A 21,428-nucleotide genomic window follows, 5' to 3' on the forward strand; every position below is an offset into this window, starting at 1 on the left:
GCGACGGTTCACTTGCCCACCCCCGGCCCCTCCCGCAGGCGGGAGGGGAGACTTAGCGCCTAGCCCCGCCGAGGAAATCCAGCGCGTCGAAGCCCTCGGGCGCGGGCACCTCCACCACCGGTTCATCGCGATCGTCGAACTCCGTCCGCAGCGCGCGGCTCATGATGGCGTGCATGTGGTAGAGGCAGGTGATGTAGGTGAGCTCGAGGATCTCCTCGTCGCTGAACGCCGCCTTCACCTCGGCGAACAGCGCGTCGGGCACCCGGCCCTGATGGCACACAAGCCGGTCGGCATAGGCGAGCGTGAGGCGCTCCCGCGCTTCGAACTCGTCCGACGTTTGCCACACCGGCAAGGCCGCGATCTTCGCCTCGCTGACCCCGAGGCCGCGCAAGGACTTGCAGTGCTGCGAGAACACGAATTGCGAGCCGGTCGCCCACCCCGCCCAGGTCTGCCCCAGCTCGCGCAGCACCGGATCGAGCTTCCTCTCGGGCGAGCGGTAATAAGCGAACCCTTGCGCGGCGTGGCGCAGCGTGTCGGGCGAATTGGCGAACACCGTCCACCAGTCCCCGCGCGTGCCGGTCGCGGTGCCCGGCTCGGCGACGGGATCGCGCTCCCCGAACAATTGCGCATAGAGCGGCTGGGCGACCTTGGCATCGGCCTCGGCGCGGGGCACTTCCCTCAGGCGCGGCATCAGGCGTCCTCCGCCATTGTCGCGGGTGCGTGGCGTACGTCCTCCGGCCCGAAGGCGCGGGTGGTGGCGGCGAATTCGAGCATGATGCCGTTGGGGTCGGTGAAATAGACCGAGCGCACGAACACCCCCTCGTGCATCTCACGCGCATAGCCCGAGGGGCTGTCGTCGTGGTTGAAGACCATGTGCGTGTGCGGCACGCCCGCCGCCTGCAACCGCTCGAGAGCCGCTTCCAGCTCGTTCTCCTCCATGTCGAAGGCGAGGTGGTTCATCGATCCCACCGCCGTCTTGGCGTCGAACGGGAACTTCTTCACCGAGGCGATCCCCGGCGCGGCGGGCGGTGCGTCCTTCCACCAGAAGAACGCCACCGCATTTCCCCCGCCGCAATCGAAGAAGAAGTGCTGGCCGCCGTCGGGCAGCTCCACCGTCTTGAACAGCGGCATACCGAGAACTTCGGTGTAGAACCGCGTCGTCTCCGCCATGTCGCGGCACACCAGCGCGATGTGGTTGATGCCCTTGGTCCTGATCATCGGCTTGTCTCTCCTCCGGCGCGAGACTGCCCCGATCCGGCCCGGCTGGCAATGCTTGCGCGAATCGGCCATTTCGGGTAGATGGTTTCAATTGAAACTATATTCGCCGACGAGGGAGCGCCCGCGATGAATGCACCGACCAAGGACCTGTTCGACAATCCCGCCGGGCTCGACGGGTTCGAGTTCGTCGAGTTCTGCGCGCCCGAGAAGGGGATGCTGGAACCGGTGTTCGAGGCGATGGGCTTCACCCGCGTCGCGCAGCACCGCTCGAAGGACGTGCACCTCTGGCGGCAGGGCGGCATCAACCTCATCGCCAATTACGAGCCGCGCAGCGCCGCATGGTATTTTGCCCGCGAGCACGGCCCGTCAGCCTGCGGCATGGCTTTCCGCGTGCGCGACGCCGCCAAGGCCTATGAGCACCTGATCGCCAAGGGGGCCGAGCCCGTGGCCGTCCAGACCGGCGTGATGGAACTGCGCATCCCCGCAATCCGCGGCATCGGCGGGGCGATCCTCTATCTGGTCGACCGCTACGAGGGCGCGGAAGGGGGCAACGGCCTCACCATCTACGACATCGACTTCGAGTATCTCCCCGGTATAGAGCGCCGCCCCGAGGGCGCGGGCTTCCATACCATCGATCACCTCACCCACAACGTCTACGGCGGGCGGATGAAGTACTGGGCGGATTATTACGAGACCCTGTTCAACTTCCGCGAGATCCGCTTCTTCGACATCAAGGGCGAATATACCGGCCTCACCTCCAAGGCCCTCACCGCGCCCGACGGCAAGATCCGCATCCCGCTCAACGAAGAGGGCGAGGGCGGCAAGGGCCAGATCGAGGAGTTCCTGCGCGCCTTCAACGGCGAGGGCATCCAGCACATCGCCCTCATCTGCGACGATCTCGTGAGCTGCTGGGACCGCCTCCAGAAGCTCGGCGTCCCCTTCATGACCGCGCCGCCCGCGACCTATTACGAGATGCTCGCCGAACGCCTCCCCGGCCACGGCGAGGATGTCGAGGCGCTGAAGATGCGGGGCATCCTGCTTGACGGGACCACCGAAGGCGGCTCTCCCCGCCTGCTGCTCCAGATCTTCGCCCAGGCGCAGGTCGGGCCGGTGTTCTTCGAATTCATCCAGCGGAAGGGCGACGAGGGCTTCGGCGAAGGCAACTTCAAGGCCCTGTTCGAAAGCATGGAGCGCGACCAGATCATCCGCGGCGTGCTCAACGTCGAGGAACCGGCGGAGTGATCGCCGCGCGGCCCGTCCTTGCCGCGACCATGCTGCTCGGTCTTGCGGGCTGCGGCGTGGCGGGCGCGCAGGACGATGCCGCGCCTCTGGCGGGCAAGGCCCGCGCCGATCTCTACCAGTGCGAAGGCTGCGAAGGCGCGCTCGAGGCCGATGCCGCTTCGCTCGCCAGCCATGCCGACATGGCTCCCGCCGGCGAACCGGGCGAGCCGCTGCGCATCGAAGGCACGGTCTATGCTGCAGGCGGCAAGTCACCCGCCGAGGGTGTGGTGATCTATGCCTACCAGACCAACGCCGCGGGGCTCTATGCGGGCGGCACCCCGGAAACCGAGGCCTCGCGCCGCCATGGGCGGCTGCGCGGCTGGGTGAAGACCGGCGCGGACGGGCGCTACAGCTTCGGCACGATCAAGCCCGCCCCCTACCCGGACGACACGATCCCGGCCCATGTCCACTTCACCATCCTCGAGCCGGGCAAACGCCCCTACTGGATCGACGACATCGTGTTCGACGGCGAGTTCGGGGTGACCGACGCCTATCGCCGCAGCATGACGAACAAGGGCGGCAACGGCATCGTCCCGGCCACCCGCGACGCGCGCGGCGTCTGGCAGGTGACCCGCGACATCATCCTTGAACGCCATCCCGAGTGAGAGAGCAGAGCGCCATGACCCATCCCGTGAACCTCGCCGGCATCCACCACGCCGCCTATCGCTGCAAGGACGCGAAGGAGACGGTGGAGTGGTACGCCCGCGTGCTCGGCATGACCTACACCACCGCCTTTGCCGAGGACCACGTGCCCTCGACCGGCGAATATGATCCCTACATGCACATCTTCCTCGATGCGGGGAACGGCAACATCCTCGCCTTCTTCGAGCTGCCGAACCAGCCGGAGATGGGCAAAGACCCGAACACGCCGCAATGGGTGCAGCACCTCGCACTGAAAGTGCCTTCGGAGGAGGCGCTGCTGGCGGCCAAGGCGCATATCGAGGCTGAGGGGATCGACGTGCTCGGGCCGACGCATCACGGCATCTTCAAGTCGATCTACTTCTTCGATCCCAACGGCCACCGTGTGGAACTCGCCGCGGACATCGGCACGGCCGAGCAATACGAGGAACTCGCCCGCGTCGCCCCGGTGATGCTGGAGGAATGGTCGCAGACCAAGAAAGCCCCGCGCCACGCCGACTGGCTCCACGAGATTGCCCGGGCGCAGCACGCGGCGAAGTAATTCCTCTGCGGCGGAGCGTCTGCCTTTTAACATTTGATCCAAAACAAAGCCGCAGCGCCGCGACTCCCCCACCTTGGGCCATCCTGAAGGGGGGAGTCGGCCCATGCGCATCCTGTTCGTTCATCCCAACTACCGCTCGGGCGGTGCCGAGATCGCCGGGACATGGCCGCCCGCCTGGGTCGCCTATCTGACGGGGCCGCTCAAGCGCGCCGGGTTCCACGACATCACCTTCATCGACGCGATGACCGAAGGGCTGTCGGACGAGGAATTGGCCGATCGGATGCGCGCTCTCCAGCCCGACATCGTCGGCACCACCGCCATCACCCCCTCGATCTACGCGGCGGAACGCGTGCTGGAGGTCGCGGCGCTCACCGTGCCGCGCGCGGTCAGGGTGCTGGGCGGCATCCATGCGACCTTCATGTATGCCCAGGTGCTCGCCGAAGCCCCGCATATCGACGTGATCGTGCGCGGGGAGGGCGAGGAGATCGCGGTGGAGCTGTTCACGGCGATCAAGGAGGGCCGCTGGCCGCACGAGGCGCGTGCGATCAGGGGCCTCGCCTTCCGCGAAGGTGAAAAGGTCGTCGCCACCGAGGCCGCCGACACGATCAAGGACATGGCCTCGATCAAGCCCGACTGGGACATCCTCGACTGGAACCAGTACACCTACATTCCCCTCGGCACCCGGGTCGCCATCCCCAACCTCGCGCGTGGCTGCCCCTTCACCTGCTCGTTCTGCTCGCAGTGGAAGTTCTGGCGCGACTACCGCGTGCGGGACCCGAAGGATGTCGTCGATGAAATCCAGGAGTTGCACGAAAAGCACGGCGTCGGCTTCTTCATCCTCGCCGACGAGGAACCGACCATCAACCGCAAGACCTTCATCAGGTTCTGCCAGGAACTGATCGACCGCGGCCTGCCCGACAAGGTGAAGTGGGGCATCAACACCCGCGTCACCGACATCTATCGCGACAAGGAGCTGCTGTCCTTCTACCGCAAGGCAGGCCTCGTCCATGTCAGCCTCGGCACCGAGGCGGCGGCGCAGATGAAGCTCGACCGGTTCAACAAGGAAACCAAGGTCGAGGAGAACAAGGAGGCGATCCGCCTGCTGCGCGAGGCAGACATCTTCGTCGAGGCGCAGTTCATCGTCGGCCTCGACAACGAGACGCCAGAGCTGCTGGAGGAGACCTTCCAGATGGCGTGGGACTGGCAGCCCGATCTCGCCAACTGGGCGATGTACACGCCCTGGCCCTACACGCCGCTGTTCGAGACGCTGAAGGATCAGGTCGAGGTCCACGATTTCAGCAAGTACAACTTCGTCACCCCGATCATGAAACCCGCCGCGATGGAGCGGGGCGAGCTGCTCGACGGGGTGATGAAGAACTACCGCCGCTTCTACATGAGGAAGGCGCTGTTCCACTATCCGTGGCGCGGCACCGGCTTCCGGCGGCGCTATCTGCTGGGGTGCCTCTGGGCCTTCCTGCGCGCCGGGTTCAAGCGGACCTTCTACGATCTCGGCAAGGCGGGCTACTGGGGGCCGCAGACGAAGAAGAGCGTCGAGTTCCACTTCGACGAAAGCCGCGCCGCCGCGATCGATGCCGCCGCCGACTGGGAAACCGCCGCCGACCGCGCCGCGCAGGCGCAGGAGCGCCGCGAAGCTGTGCGCAGCCAGATGAAGCAGCGGGGTGAGCAACGCCGGCGGGACCGGATCGATGTCGATTGAGGCTCGCCTTCAGGGGCGCCGCAAGCCCGGCGCGCTGATCGGGCCCAATGCGGTGCTCAAGGCGGTGGAGGTGATGGAGGAGCGGCTCGGGGCTGCCGAGACCCGCGCGATCCTTCTCGATGCGCAGATTCACCGCCTGCCTTCGGGCGAGCACATGATCCCCGAGATCGAGGCGCTTCGGCTCCACCGCTGGCTGTCGCTGCACGATCCGATGGGCGCCTTCGTCGTTGCCGAGGAGGCGGGCCTGCGCACTGCCGACTACATAATCGCCAACCGTATCCCGCGCGCGGTCTGCTGGCTGCTGCGGCGCCTTCCGCCGATGCTGGCCGCGCCGCTGCTGATGGCGGCGATCAGGAAGCACGCCTGGACCTTCATCGGCGCGGGGGCCTTTGCCGCGAAGGGGGCGTGGGGCTTCACCATCGACCGCTCCGCCGCGGACGATCCCACCATGCCGCCCGACAGCCTGTTCCACTGGTATGCGGCGGTCTTCACCCGGCTCTACCGCGAGCTGGTGGCGGCGGGCTGCACCTGCACGGTGATCGAGCCCGGCTGCGAGATCGTGCCGCGCCGGGACTACCGCATCGCCCGCGCCTAGCTGGCGGGCGGGGTGCCGCAGGCGAGGCGGATTTCGTTGTTCTCGAGATCGTAGGTGAGCGTGGAGCAGTGGGCGATCTGGTTGCGGCCGATGCGGGTCAGCATGTCGACCCGCCCGCGCGGCTTGCGTTCGGAGACGACGATCTCGTTCGGGTCGAAGCGCGGATCGTTCTCCCCCGCCTCGCCGACATTGCGGGCCTTGCCGTAATCCGCGAGCCGCACCGCAAAGCGGTCGATCAGCAGGTCGCCGAGTTCCAGAGGCCGGGCGAGGCGCATCATCCGCGTGCGGCGCTCCACCCCGAAACGCATCCGCAGCTTGCCCTCGCTCCCGGGCAGGAACCCGCCGTCGAACCGCGTCGCGAGCCAGTTTGCGGTCGGCGCGGTAACGACATTGTCGGTGTAATCCGTGGCAAAAATTGCCTTGAGCCTTCGCCCGTCGGCGTCGATCTCGGTCCCCACCCGCATTGCGCGCTGTCCGGCAAAGCGTTGGAGCGGGAAGCGCTGGACCGTCTGTTCCCCGACCGGTGCGGCAAGCGGCATGACGATGCGCTTGTAGGGCAGGTTATGGATGCCGATCATGCCGTCGGCGAGCATTGTGGGCAACCCGAAGCTCCACATCACCGGCAGGGTTGCCTTGCGGTCGCCGAAATCGGCAATCCGCAATGTGCCGGCCGATTTCAGCACATCGCCATTGCCGTAATCCCAGTGGGTCTGGAACGTGGCGCCCCACCCCAGACGCACCACGATTCTGGGATCGATGGCCGCCGGGCCCGAGGCGTCGGCGGTGACCAGCAGGCGCAACGGCGTGCCGTCGATCACCACGGTGATGATGTGGTCTGGCGGGAGCACCAGCTCCTCGGCAGGGGTTTTCCGTTCGGCGGTGACGACGATGCCGGGGCCGGCGTCAGGCGCGTCCTGTGCGGCGAGCGGAAGCGGGGTCAGGACGAAAGCGGCGAACAGCGGCAGACGGAATGACATGTCATTTCAACGTTTTTTCCTTAACCCGGTTCCCTTGCCCGGGCCTATTTCGGGCGCCGCGCCTTGCGATCCGCCTCGCGTTTCAGCTTGAGCAATTCCTCAATGTCGACCACCTCGGCACGGGCTTTCATCCACATCATGCCGCCTGTGCCCCACGCGAACATAACGATCAGGTAGAGCGCAAGGCCGATATGAAAGGTGGAACCTTCGGGTTGGCCGGACGCAAACCACGCAAAGCCGCCGGTGATCGGTGCCAGCAGCGCCATCCAGACCACCGTCTGGCGCCAGCCCTCGCCATTGCGCGGGGCAATCTTGAAGCTCCACCGCCCGTAACGGGTGAGAATGAAGGGCTTGTCCTCGTCACGCATCGCTGTCTCCCTCGCTTGCCTTGCCCGCAGGCCGCCCGCGCTTGGCGGATTTGCTGACCTCGACTTTCACCCCGCGCCGCGCCAGCGCCTCGCGCAGCAGCATCTCGATCTCGGCGTTCACGCTGCGCAGCTCGGCATCGGCGAGCCGCTGGACCGCAGCGTGAAGCGCCGGATCGAGACGCAGGGCAAAGGCCTTCTTCGCACTCATGGCAGGATCAGTAGAGCGATCCTGCATTGACCACCGGGGTCGTGTCGCGCTCGGAACAGAGCACCACCATCAGGTTCGACACCATCGCCGCGCGCCGCTCGTCGTCGAGGTGGACGACGTCCTTTTCGCTGAGCTGGGTCAGCGCCAGTTCGACCATCGAGACCGCACCCTCGACCAGCTTGGCGCGCGCGGCGATCACCGCCTCGGCCTGCTGGCGGCGCAGCATCGCGCCGGCGATCTCGGGGGCATAGGCGAGGTGGGTGAGGCCGCATTCATCGACGGTGATCCCGGCGACCTGCAGCCGCTCGATCAGGGCGAGGCGCAGCTCCGCACCGACCTCCTCGTGGTTGCCGCGCAGGGTGACCTCGAGATGCTCGATATCGTCATAGGGATAGCGCGAACCGATTGCGCGCACCGCCGCCTCGATCTGGGCGGTGACGAACTCGCGGTAGTCGTCGACGTCGTAGAGCGCCTGCGCGGTGTCGGTGACGCGCCACACGACCTGCGCGGCCATTTCGATCGGGTTGCCGCGCGCGTCGTTGACCTTGATCTTCTCCGAGATGACGTTGTTGGCGCGCACAGCGATCTTGCTGCGGGTCAGCCACGGCAGGACCCAGCGCAGCCCCTCGTTGCGGTCTGTGCCCTTGTAGGCGCCGAACAGCTGGATCGCTGCGGCCTCGTTGGGGTTGATCATGTAGAAGCCGGTGAGGATGAACAGCCCGGCGACGCCGGTGACGATCGCGCCGATCACCTTGAGCCCGTCGGGATCCTCGGGCGCCATCGCGCCGATGAACAGCCAGACCGCCAGTGCCACCAGCACGAGGCTGGCGAGCAGCATCACATAGCCGCTCTGTGTCGTTGCCGGGACTTCCCGGCTGCGGTTGAGGGCAGGGGTATCGGATGGGGACATGACGAATCTCCGGTTTCAGTATTATTATGATATCATATTTATATCATGAGTCGGGTGCGTCAAGCGGATTTGCGACAAGCCATTCCGCGCGGATGCGCATCATCGCTTGGCGACGGGGGGCGTTTCGCGGTAGCAGGGGGCGATCGGTCAACGATTGCAAAAGGGGGGCAGAATCAGTGGACAGCGCAGACGACGCCTCCTCCGGTGTCCCCCCCCTGCTGTTCGTCAGCTATTCGCGCGGCGATCTCGCTCGCACCCGTCCTGTCATCGACCTGCTCGAAGGGGCGGGATACGACGTGTGGTGGGACGGACGGCTCGAGGGCGGCGAGAACTATCTCCAGACCACCGAGGCCGCGCTCGAGGGCGCGGATGCGGTGGTGGTGCTGTGGTCGGCCGCATCGACCCAGTCGCACTGGGTCCGCGACGAGGCCCAGCGCGGTCGCGAGCGCGGCTGCCTCGTGCCGCTGACGATTGACGGGACGATGGCCCCGCTCGGCTTCCGCCAGTTCCAGTTGCTCGACATCAGCGGCTGGGACGGCCAGCCCGGCAGCCCCGAGGCGGCGCGCATTCTCGTCGCGGTCAGGGCCAAGGCCGGGGCCGAACAGGGCACAGGCCAAGCGGCGCGCGTGCCGGTCGCGGCTGCCCCGGCTGTACCGACGGCGGTGCCTGCCGCCGCGCAGCTGGCGGGCGGGCCCGCGCTCTCGCGCCGCACCCTGATGATCGGCGTCGCGGGCGTGGCGGGAGCGGCGGGGCTGCTGGGCGCATGGCAGTTCGGGATTTTCGGCTCGCCAGCCTCGGCGGCGATCTCGATGGTGGTGCTGCCCTTCGCCAACGAGACCGGCGATCCGGCCAAGCAGTATTTCTCCGAGGGGCTCTCGCGCGAATTGCGCAGCGTGCTCGCCCGCAACCCGCGGCTCCAGGTCGCAGCGCCCACCTCCTCGAGCGTCATCCAGAGCGAGGACGATTTCGCCATCGGCCGCAAGCTCGGGGTCGGGCACATCCTGCGCGGCAGCGTCCAGCGCGACACCGCGCGGGTGCGGGTCAGTGCCGAACTGGTCGAGATCAAGGGCGGGCTGGTGCGCTGGGCCGAAACCTACGACCGCGCGCTCGAGGATGTCTTCGCGGTCCAGTCCGAGATCGCGCAGACCGTCGCGGTTTCGCTTGTCGCCGAGGTCGCTACTGCCAGCGAGGCGCAGAAGGCGGCGGCGGCGCAGCAGGATGTCGGCGGGACGCAGAACGTCGCCGCCTACGAGGCCTTTCTGCGCGGCTTTGCGCTCTACGAGGTCTCGGCCGGCACCGACAGCGACCGCGCGGCTCTGACGCAGTTCGACGCCGCGATCGCGGCCGACCCCGACTACGCCGCCGCCCATGCGATGCGCTCGACAATGCTGGCGGCAATCGCGAACAACGTGGCAAGCGGCGAGGCCGAATCCGCCGAGCTGTTCGGGGAAGCGATCGCGGCGGCCGAGCGCGCCCTCCAGATCGAGAAGCGCCTGCCGCGCGGGCACCTGGCGCTCGGCTTCGCGCTCAACAACGGGAAGCTGTCGCGAGCTGCGGCAACGCCCCATTTCCGCGCCGCGCAGGAGCTCGCGCCGGGCGATGCCGACGTTCTGCGCTCGGTCGCGGGCTTTCTCGCCTATGGCTCCGAGGTGCCGCAGGCCGAGCAGATGATTGCCAAGGTGCTCGCGCTCGATCCGCTCAATGCGCGCGCCTACCGTTCGGCGGGATATATTTCGCTGTTCGCGCGCGACTACCCGTCGGTCGTGTCGCGCATGGAACGCGGCCTGACGCTCAATCCGAGCCTGTCGAGCGCGCAGTTCGGCATCGCCATCGCGCGGCTGATGCAGAACGATCCCGCCGGCGCGCTCAAGGCCGCCGAGGCAGAGGCCGGAGAGGCCTATGCGCTCACCGCCATCGCGGTGGCCAGGCACCGGCTCGGCGATGCGGCAGGCTCCGATGCCGCGCTGTCGAAGCTGGCGAGCGCCTATGACGACAGCCACTACCAGCAGGCCCAGGTCCACGCCCAGCGCGGGAACACCGCAGAGGCGCTGGCGCAGCTGGAAACTGGCTATGCGATGCGCGATCCGGGGATGCTGTGGATGCCCAACGACCCGCTGCTCGATCCGCTGCGGGGCGAGGCGGCTTTCAAGAATTTGCTTTCGCGCCTCGGATCATGATAGCACCCCTCGGTCGCGCTCAATGGGGGGCGCGCATGAGGGGGTTGATTACATGAAGAAGATTGTGACCTTCGCCGCTGTCGCGGCTGGCGCCCTGGCGCTGTCGGCCTGCGGCGGCAAGACGGAAGAGGCCCCCGAGGCCGAACCGACCGCCGATGCCATGGCTGCCGAAACGCCCGCGGCGGATCCGGCCGAAGCCGCTGCCGAAGGCCTCGACCCGACCGGCAACCCGATCCCGCCGGCCGCGTCCGACAACCCGATTCCGCCCGAAGGCGAAGCCGCCGGCGCGACCGCCGAGTAATCGCTGGCCAGACCCTGCGCGGCCGGTGCCGCGCAGGGTTCAATCTGTCACCAGCGTCATCCGGCGCCACGCGTCCTTCGGCAGCTTCTCCTGAAGCCACGCCCAGACCGTCCGGTGCGTCAACCGGACAAATCGGCTCGGATTCGCGCCATCCCCGCAAGCGTCAGCCATGCTGATCACGCCGATCAGAACCCTGCGCCGCTGCGCATCCTCGAGCACGAGCGGACCGCCGCTGTCGCCCTTGCAATTGTGCTGCCCCGATCCCGCCGCCGCGCACAGCACGGAACCCTTGCGGATATCCCGGAAATGGGTCGCATTGGTGCAGGACGCCTCGCTCATCAGGGTAACATCCCCGCGCCTGAGGCCGTCGGCCGGCCGCGGGTCGTCGGGCGAAGTCCGGCCCCAACCCAGAACGTCCACGTTGAGCCTGCCGGAGATCGGGCGGCTGGCCGGAGGGCGGGCATCGACCGCCACGGGGCGGAACGGCCTCTCCCCGAACACTTTCCCGCGCGCAATCGGGCGGGTCTCGTCGAACCGGATCAGCGCAATGTCGAAGGCGTAGGTTGCGGGGGTGAAGGAATTGTGCCCGATGACCTCCCGGATCGGATAGGAAATGCCCTCCTGCTCGTTGAACGGGTTGTGCGCCCCGAGCCGGATCGCGTGCCCGCTGGTGGGGGTTACGCGCCCGCTGTCCTTGTGATCGAGACAGTGCGCCGCCGTGAGCACCCATCCGGGCGCAATCAGCGATCCTCCGCAGGCCACCCTTTGCCACGCCTCGAGCTTCCGCGTTCCCAGCTGCCTCGGGTGCTCGAGGATCGCCACCCAGTTGGCGCTTCCCGGGCGGAGCGGAATGCCCCGGTTGACCCCGACCATGCGCGGTTCGTCCGAGGGATCAACTTCCGTGAGCTGCCCATCGCTTTCGACCTGCCCTTCGGCATCCGGAGCGCCTTCCGGCCTCGATGGAGGCAGGTCGGCATAGTCGATATCTCCGGATGGAACGGCGGCGGTGTCAGACGCCGGCTCCGGCTCCGGGGCCTGTGCCGGCGCGAGGGCCTCGCAGGCGTCCTGCTGGCCCGAGCGGCAGAGCCGGCCGACCAGATCGCGGGCGCGGGCGGCGTCGGCAGGGAGGAGGTCGCCCGAACCCAGTTCGTCCGCCAGCGTGCGGCAGGCTTCGAGCGATCCGCTGTCGCAGGCGCGCGAGAGGTAGGCGGTCACCACGGCAGAATTCGTGCCGCTCTCGTCCAGCGTCCGCGCGATCAGCATCAGCTCGCCGACGGTCGCGCAGGTCTCCGCCGCCTCCGCGACCGTTGCGGGGCTGTCGCACACCGGGCGCAACAGGGCGAGGGCGCGGGGGCGGTCGGCGAGGGGATCGTAGATGTCGGCAAGCCGCTTGCCGAGCGTGATGCAGGCGGCGCGCTCGCCCTTGCGGCATGCGGTGTCGAGCGTCCGGACCTCCCGCGGATCGGCCCGCGCCGGGGCCGCTCCCAGCACCGCGGCCGCCAGAACCAGACCCGCCAGCGCCGCCACTCGCTTGCCCATCATCTTTCTCCCGCCTGTCCGGCAAATATGCCCTCTTGCAGGATGTTGCGCAATTATCCCTCGGACGGGCCGGTCGCGGTCAGCGAGCCGTCGGTTCGGCCCTGAAGCCGGGCAGGTTCTCCTCCAGCCAGGCCTGTACCAGCGGGTGCCCGATCCGCACGTAGCGGCTTGGCTTGCCGGTGGTGCCGCAGGCCTTGCCCGCGCTCACCACCCCGATCAGGGTCGGAACACCCTTCTGGTCGCCATAGGTGACGAGCGGCCCGCCGCTGTCGCCGTCGCAGGCCTGCTCGCCGTTGGCGCCCGCCGCGCACAGGATCGAATCCCTGCGCAGGTCGCGAAAGGCGGTGAGCTGGGTGCATTCCTCCGCATCGCGCAGCATCAGCCGCGCCGCCTGCAAATAGGTGGGAATGCTGCCGGCGGCGGCCTGCGCGAAGTCGGACCGGTGCCGGTCGACGAACCGGGTGCGCCCGAAGCCGAAGGTGAACACCGGCGCGCCGGCACGGACCGGTCGCTGCGCCAGCGTGCGCCGGTCGAGGTTGATCCGCGCCACGCCGGTGACGAAGTCGCCCCTGGTGCCGCTGCGCGGGTCATATTCCACCAGCGCGATATCGAAGGCGTAGGTCTTGGGGTCGAAGCGCGGATGGCGGATCGCGCGGCGGATCGCGTAACTGTTGCCCTCGTCCTCGAACGGCCGGATCAGACCGAGCCGGACCCGATGGCCGCCGGTGACGATATCGGTGTTCTCGATGTCGACGAGGCAGTGGGCTGCGGTCACGATCCAGCCCGTGCGCACCAGACTACCCCCGCACAGCACCCTGTCCCCGCCCGAGACCTTGGTCCGCCCGATCTGCTCCGGCCGCCACAGCAGCGCCTGCCACGGCGCCTGCTCGAGCCGGGGTACCGCAAAGCCGCCGATCACCCGCGCGATACTGATGCACAGCGTATCGCTGTAGGTCACGCCCTCGAAGATCGCTGTGTTGGTCTGGCAGCGCTGCGCTGCGAATTCGGCGTCCTGCCGTTCGCGCTCCTCGCGCTCGATCCGTTCCTCTTCGGCGATCTCCTCGGGTGTCCGGATCGGCGGATCGTAGCCCTGCGCCAGCGGCGCGGGCGCGGCCGGATGGCTGAAGCGCACCAGGGCGTCGCAGGCCTTCGCCCGCCCGGCGTCGCATTGCACCAGATAGAGCTCTTCCGCCCGCGCCTGATCGAACAGCACCCTCGGGCCCTCCGCGAGCTCGTCGGCAAGGGTTTCGCAGGCCTCGCGCTCTCCCGCCTCGCAGCCGCGTGCGAGCAGGGCGACGGCGCGCCTCGCCTTCACATCTCTGTCGGCATCGCTGCTGCGGTTGAGCGTGTATTCGCCCGCTGGCTTGCACGCCGCGAAAGCCCCCGCCTCGCAGGCTGCGGAAAGTACCGCGATGGCGCGGTCGGGATCGAACAGCACGCTGTTCCAGCGGTAGAGCATCAGGCCGAGTTCGGTGCAGGACGCCAGCGTCCCGCCATCGCATTCCGGCGCAAGCAGCGGTTCGCGGGCAAGGTCGGCGGCTTGGCTGCAAGCTGGCAGATCCCCGCCCGCGCAGGCGCGCGCGAACAGGGCGGTGGCGGCTGCCCGTTCGTCCGGCCCCCGCGCAAAGGCCGCCTTCGCCAGAACGATGCAGGTCGAGGTGTCGCCGGCGGTGCAGGCCAGATCGCGATAGGCCAAGGTGCGCGGCCCCTCGCCATTTTCCGTCGCTTCCCAGTATTGCAGCGCATCGGCGCAGGCCTCGCGTCCGCCCGCGCGGCACTGCCGGTCGATGAGGGCGAGGCCCTCGGCAAGGCGGCGTCTGGTACGCGGCTCGGCCAGCAGCATGGCGGCCAAGGTCCGGCACGCCTCGGCGGTACCTTGCGATGTCCGGCAATCGGCCCGCAGGCCGGCCTCGACCTCGCGCGGATCGGGCGGCGTGAGAGTGCAGTCGGCGGGGACCCCGAGACGGCAGGCCCGTGCCGTCAGCCATTCGGCCTCGACCTCGTCCTGCGGGGTGCCGCGGTGCAGCAGCAAGGCGGCGAGCTGCGCGCAGCCCGCGCCATCGGCGGCGTTGCAGGCCCGTCGGTAGAGCAGCTCCGCGACCGGTCGGATCTGGGGGCGGCCCTCGCCGCGCTGGAAGGCATCCCCGAGTGCGACGCAGCCGGCGGCACTCCCCTCGTTGCAGGCCGCCGCGGCCGCGTCGGCGGCGGCCGCCTCGCGGGCGGCGACCTCGGGGAGCGGGTCCTGAGGAGCACGGTAGTGGTGGTTGACACCCCGCGGGTAGGCGATGGCGGCAGGCGCTTCGTCGGTTGTCGCCGCGCGCGCGCCCGACGCCAGCGCGAACACGGCCATCACCAGCATGGCCATGCGCAATGCCGCCCTGCTCCCGGCCATCCCCCTGTCTCCCCAATGCCTTGCGCGATGATGCCTGCTTCGCGGGACATCGTCAAACCTGCGCGCGCGGGGGTCGCTTCGCGGTTGCAAGCGGACGGGGTGAGCGATTAAGCACGATGCCACGCCCCGCGTCGGCGCGCGGGCAGGGGGGAGACGACGTGCCGATGCCAGCCAGCCTGCCTGCCCCCGTCCGCGACAGCTGGCAGCCGCACCTTTCGCTCGGGATCACCGGGCACCGCGCCTCCAATCCCTCCTTCTCGGCCCACGCTTCCGCCATCGCCGCCGCGCTCGAGGCGCTGTTCGCGCGGATCGACACGATCTGTGCCGGGCTGCCGGGGACGCGCGGGGCGGTGCGGCTCCATTCGTTGCTGGTTGACGGCACCGATCAGGTCGCCGCCGAGATCGCGCTCGCCCGCGGGTGGGAACTGGCTGTGCCCATGCCCTTCGGCGCGGCGCTCAACTGCGCGATCAACGCCCATCCCCTGACGCTCACCGATGTCGACGCCGTGCTGGCAGGCCGGCCCGCAGCCGATCCTGCGGTCGAGGCCAAAGCCGCCGCGATCCGCGCCATCACCGCCCGGGCGAGCCTGTTCGAACTCGCCGACCGCGATGCCGAGGTCGAGGCGCTGTGGCGCGCAAGCCTCGCCGCGCCCGACGACCGCGCCGCCGCGCGCGCCTTCGAGGCGCTCTCGTCCGACAACGTCGCGCTCGCCGGGCGGGTGATGATCGAGCGCACCGATCTCGTTATCGCGGTGTGGGACGGAAAGGTCGCGAACCTGCCCGGCGGCACCGGACACACCGTCACCGCCGCGCTGGCGATGGGCGCGCCGGTGCTGCTGATCGACCCGACGACGCCCGAATCCTGCCGCATCCTCGGGCGGCCCGAGGAACTGCGCCAGCCTGCCCCCGCCGAACCCGATTTCGCCCGGCTCGAGGCGATCATCCGCGCCGCAGTGGTGGTCGAGGGCTGGAGCCCGACGCTGCTCGCCGCCGAGCAGTGGCGCCCGCGCTCGAGCAAGGCCTTCGGCCTCTATCGCCGGATCGAGGCGGTCTTCGGCGGCGGCGGGGCGGGGGCCTTCGGGTCGCTACGGGTGGATTACGAGGCGCCCGGCGCGATCGTCGGCGGCAGCGGGGCCGGGGTGGTGGCCGCGGCCGAGGCGATGCCCGGCGGCGATCCGCGCGTGGCGCGCGAGCTGGCGGCAGACATCCTGCCGCTGTTCGCCTGGGCCGACGGCGTGGCGAGCCGGCTCGCCGATGCCTACCGGTCGGGCATGTGCGTCAACTTCGTGCTCGCCGCGCTGGCGGTGATCATCGGCATCGCCTTCCTCCCGCTGGGGCTTGCGGAATACAAGTGGATCTTCGCCGGGATCGAGCTGCTGCTGCTCGGCGGGATTCTGGTGCTGACCGCGGCCGGATCGCGGCTCGGCTGGCACCGGCGCTGGTTCGCGATGCGGCGCGTGGCCGAATATCTGCGCCATGCGCCGGCACTTCTGCTGCTCGGCGTAGCGCGGCCGACCGGGCGCTGGCCGAGAAGCGGAGGACAGGGCGGCGGCGGGGCGGAATGGCCCGAACACTTCGCCCGCCACGCGCTGCGCGATGTCGGCCTGCCTGCGGTCGCCGCCACGCGCGATTACCTGCGCGCAGGGCTGGCGGGCACGGTATTGCCCCATGTCAGCGCCCAGCGCGCCTATCACACCGCCAAGGCGCACCGGCTGGAGACGGTCCACAGCCGGCTCGACCGGGTGGCGGCGACCTGCTTCAAGCTCGCGGTGGTCTCGGTGCTGGCCTATCTCCTGCTGAAGGGCGCGGGGCTGGCGGGAATGGCGCCCAAGGACCTCGCGGCCGATCTCTCGCCGCTCTTCACCTTCTTCGGCGTCGCCTTCCCGACGCTCGGCGCGAACCTTTCAGGGATCCGCTATTTCGGAGATTTCGAACGCTTCGGTGCGATCTCGCGGGTCGCGGCGGAAAAGCTGCGCGAGATCGAGGAGCGCATCGGCCTGCTGCTCTCGGGCGCGCCGGACGCCCTCACCTACCACGCCGCCGCCGACCTGATCCACGCGCTCGACGAAGCGGTGGTCGAGGAGATCGCGAGCTGGCAGTCGGTGTTCGGCGCCAAGCACCTCGCCCTTCCTGCCTAAATCCGCCGGCCTAGGCTTTCATCCCCCGCCGCCGCGCCGTCTGCGCGCGCATCACCTTGTCGAACAGAGCGCGCCGCGCCGGGCCGCCGATCGCCACGGCGAAATCGCCGAAGGCGCGGCGGTCGGGCCACAGCGGGTCGTCGGGCGCGTCGGGGACGGTGCAGGTGTCGAACAGCGTCAGCCCCGCCGCCGCCGCCAACCCGGCGACCCGACGCATCAGCAGGCGGCCGGGCGCAAAGCTGCGGAACCGCTCGTCGAAGGCCATCTTGAAGCCGTAGCCGCGGCCGCGCTGGACGAGCCAGCTGGTCATCGCCACGATCGTCTCGCCCGTCGTGAGGCTGGCGAGCCGCACTGCCCCGCGGCGATGGCCTTCGCGGATCACCTCGCGGAACAGCCCCGCGGTGGCGGCATGGCAGCCGAGCGCGCTCGCCGCACGCCCCTTCCACCCGGCCCGTTCGAGCGCGAGGAAGGCCCCCAGCCACGGCTCGCAGTCCTCCGCGTGATCGTGCAGCACCAGCCGCACCTCGCCGTGGGCTTCGGCAAGCTTGCGCTCGAGGCCGTCGAGCCGCTTGTCGAGCTTCTTCGCCGCCCGCGGGTCGCCCGCGCTTGCCCCCAGTCGCGCGGGTCGGGTGAAGCTGCGGCACTGGTGGAGTGCGCGGCCGTGCTCGGCGCACAGGCTCGCCAGCGCGAGGGTGGCGGGATCGTCGAGCGGGAGGGTGTCGGCATAGAGGCCGAGCGCCACCCCGGGATGGCGGTCGAGATGGCCGAGCAGGGCCTCCCAGAACACCTTCTCGGCCCCCGGGCGCACCAGCGGCGTGCCGATGAACTGGTTGGCGCTGTGCCAGCTCTGGCGGCTCGGCAACGGCCAGCGCCCGATCACCGGATCAAGCGTCAGCGGCATCGCGCCGAGCCAGCCGCCAGCCGCGTCCTCGACCACCGCGAGGCGCAGCGAGCGTTCGCGCCCGCAATGGCGCAGCGCGGGTTCCATGAACCAGTCGGCGGCAAAGACGTTGCCGGCCGCCGCGCAGGTGGCGAGCTCGGCCCAGCGCCGCCGGTCGGGCAGCAGCAGATTTCCCGGGCGGTGGAAGGCGACCCGCGCCGGCGCCACCCCGCGCGGGTGGGCCAGCGGGCGCGGGCGCGGTGCGATCTCCAGCGCGCTGTCGTCGAGCGGTTTCACAGCAGGCCGATCCTCTGCCCCACGCGCCGCGCCGCCGCCCGCAGCCAGGGCGCGTGCGCGGCGGAATGTGCGGCGGGGTCGTAGGCGGGCAGGCCCACGCGGCGCATCACCGGGTTGAGCCAGAGCGCATCGGCCACCGCACGGCTGCGGCGGCATTGCCAGGTCACCGACAGCGACACCGACATCGCATCGCCGGCGTGCACCCAGTGCGGCGCGCAATAGGGCACGAACAGCGCATCCCCCGGCGCGAGCCGGTGCTCGGTCCCGGCCGCCGCATAGTCGGGACTCCAGGAAAGCATGTTCTCTCCCGCCACGTGATAGGCCTCGCGCCGCGCCAGATCGATATAGGGCGGCGCAGGTGGATAGGTGGCGAAGACCTTGTCCCCGGCGATCTGGAACAGGATGTTGTATTCGGCATCGAAGTGGAACGGCGTGTGGGTGCCGGGGGCGGAGATGAACACGAAGCCCTTGATGTCGCACACGGGCCCGGTGGCAGGGCCGATCGCCGGGGCAAGCTCGGCCAGCAGTCGCTCGAACAGGGCGCGGTAGGCAGGCAATTGCTCGATATAACGTAGCATGATCCAGGCGTCGTTCACGCATCCGGCGGCGATCGCGTCGGCGGGGTGGGTGTCGGCCTCGATCATGCGGAAGGCCTCGCCGTTGCCGGCATCGTGCATGCGCCGCTCGACCTGTTCGCGGGGCAGGGCGCGCGCGGCCTCGGCCAGCGCGGGCAGACCGAGCAGCGGCTCGGCGGCGAGGTTGTGGCGCAACAGGCCCGGCGCGCGCGGATAGTGCTGCGCCAGCCGGGGCACCGATTGGGGGTCGATCAGCGACATATCTGCGGCCCTTTGAAGGTATCTCTGCTCGATTTTCAGGGACTTATCGCAGCAGCGGTGAAAGGCCGGTTAACGCTGTTCCGGCGTGCGGGGGCGGGGCGGAACCGCTGGCGGCCACAAAGCAAAAGGGCCCCCGGTGTCGCCACCGGAGGCCCTTCGTGTTCAGCGTATCACCGCTCAGGCGTGGTACTTCGCCCAGGTCACATCGAAGCGGTCCGCGTTCATCACCTTGGTCCAGGCCGAGATGAAGTCGCACACGAACTTGCCCTCGTTTCCGCTCTCGGCATAGACCTCGGCCTGCGCGCGCAGGATCGAGTTGGAGCCGAAGACGAGATCGGTGCGGGTCGCGCGCCACTTCTCCTCGCCCGTCGCACGGTCGACGCCGACATATTCCTCGTCCCCGCTGTCATCGACCGGCGACCACTTGGTCCCCATGTCGAGCAGGTTGCGGAAGAAGTCGGGCGTGAGCTTGCCCGGGGTCTCGGTCAGTACGCCGATGCGGTGGCCGTGGTGGGCATGATCGCTCACCGCGCCAAGCGCCCGCATCCCGCCGACCAGCACGGTCATCTCGGGCACCGACAGGCCGAGCAGGTGTGCCCGGTCGATCAGCATCTCCTCGGTGCGGACCTGCGCCTTGGTCTTGAGGTAGTTGCGGAAGCCGTCGGCGAAGGGCTCGAGCGGCTCGAAGCTTGCCGCGTCGGTGTGCTCTTCGGTCGCATCACCGCGCCCGCCGAGGAAGGGCACCTCGACGTCGAAGCCCGCATCCTTCGCCGCCTTCTCCACCGCGGCCGAGCCGGCCAGCACGATGGCGTCGGCCATGCTGAGGCTGCCGCGGTGCTGTTCGATGGTGTCGAGCACCTTCGACAGCTCTGCGGGATCATTGACCGCCCACGAACGCTGCGGCTCCAGCCGGATGCGCGCCCCGTTGGCGCCTCCGCGGTGGTCGGAGTTGCGGTAGGTCGAGGCCGAGGCCCAGGCCGCCTTGACCAGCTCGCGGACCGAAAGGCCCGAGTTCAGGATCGCCGCCTTGAAGCGGGCGACCTCGGCATCCGAGGGCATGGTGCCGGCCGGCACCGGGTCCTGCCAGATAAGCGTTTCTTCCGGCACTTCGGGCCCGAGGTAACGGATCTTGGGCCCCATGTCGCGGTGGCACAGCTTGAACCACGCGCGGGCGAAGGCATCGTCGAGCGCCGCCTGATCGTGCAGGAACCGCTCGGAAATCTTGCGATATTCCGGGTCGTTCTTGAGCGCCATGTCGGCGGTGGTCATCATAGTCGGCACCTTCTTCGACGGGTCGCGCGCGTCGGGGGCCATGTCTTCGGGATCGGGGTTGATCGGCTGCCACTGCCAGGCCCCGGCGGGCGACTTCACCAGCTCGAAGTCATACTTGAACAGCAGGCGGAAGTAGTCATTGCCCCACTGGGTCGGGTTCGGCGTCCATGCGCCTTCGATCCCCGAGGTGGTGATGTTGCCCTTGGCGATCTCGTCGGCATCGTTGAGCCAGCCGAAGCCCATCAGGTGCAGGTCTTCGCTCTCCGGAGCGCCGCCGAAGGTGTCGGCGGGGTGCGCGCCGTGAGCCTTGCCGAAGGCGTGGCCGCCGGCGGTGAGCGCGACGGTTTCCTCGTCGTTCATCGCCATGCGGGCGAAGGTCTCGCGCATGTCGCGGGCCATGCCCTCGGGGTCATGCGGGTTGCCCTGCGGGCCTTCGGGATTGACGTAGATGAGGCCCATCTGGATCGCGGCGAGCGGATTTTCCAGCGCGCGGCCTTCCTTGGGGTGGATGCGGGTGGGCACGCCTTCGTTGACCCACTGCTCCTCGGTGCCCCAGTAGACGCTTTCGGGCTCGAACACGTCGGCACGGCCGCCGCCGAAGCCGAACACCGGGCCGCCCATGCTCTCGATCGCGACATTGCCGGTCAGGATGAACAGGTCCGCCCAGCTGATGTTCTTGCCGTATTTCTGCTTGATCGGCCACAGCAGGCGGCGGGCCTTGTCGAGGTTGCCGTTGTCGGGCCAGGAGTTGAGCGGAGCGAACCGCTGCTGCCCGCTGTTCGCACCGCCGCGTCCGTCACCGGTGCGGTAGGTACCGGCCGCGTGCCAGGCCATGCGGATGAAGAAGGGGCCGTAGTGGCCGTAGTCCGCCGGCCACCAGGGCTGGCTGTCGGTCATCAGCGCCTTGAGGTCTTCCTTGAGGGCGTTGTAGTCGAGCGCGTTGAAGGCCTCGGCATAATCGAAGTCCTCACCATAGGGGTTCGCGCTGCGGCCGCCTTCGGTCAGGATGTCGACCTGGAGCGCCTGCGGCCACCAGTCGCGGTTGGTCCGGCCCAGCAGGTTGCGCATTTCCATGCTTCCGTGGAACGGGCAACCGCCGCTCATCTCTCCGGTTTTTGCGTCCATGAATGTGTCTCCTCTCA

The 21,428-nt window shown here is 69.0% G+C and carries 19 protein-coding genes; 8 read left to right on the top strand and 11 right to left on the bottom strand.

The annotated features are described in order from the left end of the window. Nucleotides 1-52: 52 nt before the first annotated feature. Nucleotides 53-691 carry a carboxymuconolactone decarboxylase family protein gene (locus tag CBR61_RS04260; RefSeq protein ID WP_088913238.1) on the bottom strand — a complete coding sequence of 213 codons (639 nt, stop codon included), beginning with the start codon at nucleotides 689-691 and terminating at the stop codon, nucleotides 53-55. After that, nucleotides 691-1,218, bottom strand: a complete 528-nt coding sequence (locus CBR61_RS04265; protein ID WP_088915452.1) for a VOC family protein — start codon at nucleotides 1,216-1,218, stop codon at nucleotides 691-693. The genes CBR61_RS04260 and CBR61_RS04265 overlap by 1 nt, the downstream gene beginning before the upstream one ends. Nucleotides 1,219-1,344: 126 nt before the next feature. Here CBR61_RS04265 and hppD point away from each other — a divergent pair, with 126 nt between their 5' ends. The 5 genes from hppD (at nucleotide 1,345) to bchJ (ending at nucleotide 5,991) form a co-directional block, all read left to right on the top strand. Beyond that, nucleotides 1,345-2,460, top strand: a complete 1,116-nt coding sequence (gene hppD / locus CBR61_RS04270; RefSeq protein WP_088913239.1) for a 4-hydroxyphenylpyruvate dioxygenase — start codon at nucleotides 1,345-1,347, stop codon at nucleotides 2,458-2,460. Then, nucleotides 2,457-3,104 (top strand): intradiol ring-cleavage dioxygenase, encoded by a 648-nt coding sequence (locus CBR61_RS04275; RefSeq protein WP_088913240.1) that lies wholly within the window; start codon nucleotides 2,457-2,459, stop codon nucleotides 3,102-3,104. Before hppD ends, CBR61_RS04275 begins: the two co-directional genes overlap by 4 nt. A 14-nt stretch (nucleotides 3,105-3,118) precedes the next feature. Continuing rightward, complete coding sequence (locus CBR61_RS04280) at nucleotides 3,119-3,679, top strand: VOC family protein (protein ID WP_088913241.1); 561 nt, start codon at nucleotides 3,119-3,121, stop codon at nucleotides 3,677-3,679. Between the two features lie 103 nt (nucleotides 3,680-3,782). Then, the gene (bchE, locus tag CBR61_RS04285; RefSeq protein ID WP_088913242.1) at nucleotides 3,783-5,396 is read left to right on the top strand and encodes a magnesium-protoporphyrin IX monomethyl ester anaerobic oxidative cyclase; all 1,614 of its coding nucleotides are present in this window, start codon (nucleotides 3,783-3,785) and stop codon (nucleotides 5,394-5,396) included. After that, nucleotides 5,386-5,991 carry a bacteriochlorophyll 4-vinyl reductase gene (gene bchJ / locus CBR61_RS04290; protein ID WP_088913243.1) on the top strand — a complete coding sequence of 202 codons (606 nt, stop codon included), beginning with the start codon at nucleotides 5,386-5,388 and terminating at the stop codon, nucleotides 5,989-5,991. The genes bchE and bchJ overlap by 11 nt, the downstream gene beginning before the upstream one ends. Here the strand turns inward: bchJ and CBR61_RS04295 are convergent. Genes CBR61_RS04295 through CBR61_RS04310 form a run of 4 tightly spaced genes read right to left on the bottom strand, consistent with a single transcriptional unit; the run spans nucleotide 5,988 to nucleotide 8,325 of the window. After that, on the bottom strand, nucleotides 5,988-6,968 hold the full coding sequence (locus tag CBR61_RS04295; protein WP_088913244.1) for a hypothetical protein: 981 nt from the start codon (nucleotides 6,966-6,968) through the stop codon (nucleotides 5,988-5,990). The genes bchJ and CBR61_RS04295 overlap by 4 nt on opposite strands. Nucleotides 6,969-7,012: 44 nt before the next feature. Next, nucleotides 7,013-7,336, bottom strand: coding sequence for a hypothetical protein (locus tag CBR61_RS04300; protein WP_088913245.1), 324 nt, complete (start codon nucleotides 7,334-7,336; stop codon nucleotides 7,013-7,015). After that, entirely contained in the window at nucleotides 7,329-7,544 is a 216-nt protein-coding gene (locus CBR61_RS04305) for a toxin-antitoxin system HicB family antitoxin (protein ID WP_088913246.1), read from the bottom strand. Before CBR61_RS04305 ends, CBR61_RS04300 begins: the two co-directional genes overlap by 8 nt. A gap of 7 nt (nucleotides 7,545-7,551) precedes the next feature. Continuing rightward, on the bottom strand, nucleotides 7,552-8,325 hold the full coding sequence (locus CBR61_RS04310) for an SPFH domain-containing protein (protein ID WP_420705698.1): 774 nt from the start codon (nucleotides 8,323-8,325) through the stop codon (nucleotides 7,552-7,554). A 305-nt stretch (nucleotides 8,326-8,630) separates the two neighbouring features. Between CBR61_RS04310 and CBR61_RS04315 the strand changes: the two genes are divergently transcribed. Together CBR61_RS04315 and CBR61_RS04320 are read left to right on the top strand one after the other, a co-directional pair. Further along, a complete protein-coding gene (locus CBR61_RS04315) occupies nucleotides 8,631-10,631 on the top strand; it encodes a TIR domain-containing protein (protein WP_172835914.1) in 2,001 nt (666 codons plus the stop codon). A gap of 52 nt (nucleotides 10,632-10,683) precedes the next feature. Further along, complete coding sequence (locus CBR61_RS04320; RefSeq protein WP_088913249.1) at nucleotides 10,684-10,932, top strand: hypothetical protein; 249 nt, start codon at nucleotides 10,684-10,686, stop codon at nucleotides 10,930-10,932. Between the two features lie 39 nt (nucleotides 10,933-10,971). On the opposite strand, the gene CBR61_RS04325 is transcribed toward CBR61_RS04320, so the two are convergent. Together CBR61_RS04325 and CBR61_RS04330 are read right to left on the bottom strand one after the other, a co-directional pair. Further along, on the bottom strand, nucleotides 10,972-12,474 hold the full coding sequence (locus CBR61_RS04325) for a S1 family serine peptidase (RefSeq protein ID WP_088913250.1): 1,503 nt from the start codon (nucleotides 12,472-12,474) through the stop codon (nucleotides 10,972-10,974). A gap of 76 nt (nucleotides 12,475-12,550) precedes the next feature. Further along, nucleotides 12,551-14,863 carry a trypsin-like serine protease gene (locus CBR61_RS04330; protein ID WP_157696488.1) on the bottom strand — a complete coding sequence of 771 codons (2,313 nt, stop codon included), beginning with the start codon at nucleotides 14,861-14,863 and terminating at the stop codon, nucleotides 12,551-12,553. Between the two features lie 164 nt (nucleotides 14,864-15,027). Between CBR61_RS04330 and CBR61_RS04335 the strand changes: the two genes are divergently transcribed. Beyond that, nucleotides 15,028-17,001, top strand: a complete 1,974-nt coding sequence (locus CBR61_RS04335; RefSeq protein ID WP_088915453.1) for a hypothetical protein — start codon at nucleotides 15,028-15,030, stop codon at nucleotides 16,999-17,001. Between the two features lie 10 nt (nucleotides 17,002-17,011). On the opposite strand, the gene CBR61_RS04340 is transcribed toward CBR61_RS04335, so the two are convergent. From CBR61_RS04340 to katG, 3 genes are all read right to left on the bottom strand, one after another. Then, nucleotides 17,012-18,178 (bottom strand): GNAT family N-acetyltransferase, encoded by a 1,167-nt coding sequence (locus CBR61_RS04340; RefSeq protein WP_157696489.1) that lies wholly within the window; start codon nucleotides 18,176-18,178, stop codon nucleotides 17,012-17,014. Then, nucleotides 18,175-19,014 (bottom strand): transcription factor jumonji, JmjC, encoded by an 840-nt coding sequence (locus CBR61_RS16725; RefSeq protein ID WP_157696490.1) that lies wholly within the window; start codon nucleotides 19,012-19,014, stop codon nucleotides 18,175-18,177. The genes CBR61_RS04340 and CBR61_RS16725 overlap by 4 nt, the downstream gene beginning before the upstream one ends. Nucleotides 19,015-19,191: 177 nt before the next feature. Next, the gene (gene katG / locus CBR61_RS04345; RefSeq protein ID WP_088913253.1) at nucleotides 19,192-21,411 is read right to left on the bottom strand and encodes a catalase/peroxidase HPI; all 2,220 of its coding nucleotides are present in this window, start codon (nucleotides 21,409-21,411) and stop codon (nucleotides 19,192-19,194) included. Nucleotides 21,412-21,428: the final 17 nt, after the last annotated feature.

Source organism: Porphyrobacter sp. CACIAM 03H1, from assembly GCF_002215495.1.
In the GTDB taxonomy this organism is placed as follows: domain Bacteria; phylum Pseudomonadota; class Alphaproteobacteria; order Sphingomonadales; family Sphingomonadaceae; genus Erythrobacter.

Bases quoted from the DNA above. Each gene is read 5' to 3' on its own strand.
- CBR61_RS04310 (WP_420705698.1), bottom strand. From the start codon at position 8,325: ATGGCGCCCGAGGATCCCGACGGGCTCAAGGTGATCGGCGCGATCGTC.
- CBR61_RS16725 (WP_157696490.1), bottom strand. From the start codon at position 19,014: ATGTCGCTGATCGACCCCCAATCGGTGCCCCGGCTGGCGCAGCACTAT.
- CBR61_RS04260 (WP_088913238.1), bottom strand. From the start codon at position 691: ATGCCGCGCCTGAGGGAAGTGCCCCGCGCCGAGGCCGATGCCAAGGTC.
- CBR61_RS04305 (WP_088913246.1), bottom strand. From the start codon at position 7,544: ATGAGTGCGAAGAAGGCCTTTGCCCTGCGTCTCGATCCGGCGCTTCAC.
- bchE (WP_088913242.1), top strand. From the start codon at position 3,783: ATGCGCATCCTGTTCGTTCATCCCAACTACCGCTCGGGCGGTGCCGAG.
- hppD (WP_088913239.1), top strand. From the start codon at position 1,345: ATGAATGCACCGACCAAGGACCTGTTCGACAATCCCGCCGGGCTCGAC.
- CBR61_RS04300 (WP_088913245.1), bottom strand. From the start codon at position 7,336: ATGCGTGACGAGGACAAGCCCTTCATTCTCACCCGTTACGGGCGGTGG.
- CBR61_RS04280 (WP_088913241.1), top strand. From the start codon at position 3,119: ATGACCCATCCCGTGAACCTCGCCGGCATCCACCACGCCGCCTATCGC.
- CBR61_RS04330 (WP_157696488.1), bottom strand. From the start codon at position 14,863: ATGGCCGGGAGCAGGGCGGCATTGCGCATGGCCATGCTGGTGATGGCC.
- CBR61_RS04320 (WP_088913249.1), top strand. From the start codon at position 10,684: ATGAAGAAGATTGTGACCTTCGCCGCTGTCGCGGCTGGCGCCCTGGCG.
- bchJ (WP_088913243.1), top strand. From the start codon at position 5,386: ATGTCGATTGAGGCTCGCCTTCAGGGGCGCCGCAAGCCCGGCGCGCTG.
- CBR61_RS04265 (WP_088915452.1), bottom strand. From the start codon at position 1,218: ATGATCAGGACCAAGGGCATCAACCACATCGCGCTGGTGTGCCGCGAC.
- katG (WP_088913253.1), bottom strand. From the start codon at position 21,411: ATGGACGCAAAAACCGGAGAGATGAGCGGCGGTTGCCCGTTCCACGGA.
- CBR61_RS04295 (WP_088913244.1), bottom strand. From the start codon at position 6,968: ATGTCATTCCGTCTGCCGCTGTTCGCCGCTTTCGTCCTGACCCCGCTT.
- CBR61_RS04325 (WP_088913250.1), bottom strand. From the start codon at position 12,474: ATGATGGGCAAGCGAGTGGCGGCGCTGGCGGGTCTGGTTCTGGCGGCC.
- CBR61_RS04335 (WP_088915453.1), top strand. From the start codon at position 15,028: ATGCCAGCCAGCCTGCCTGCCCCCGTCCGCGACAGCTGGCAGCCGCAC.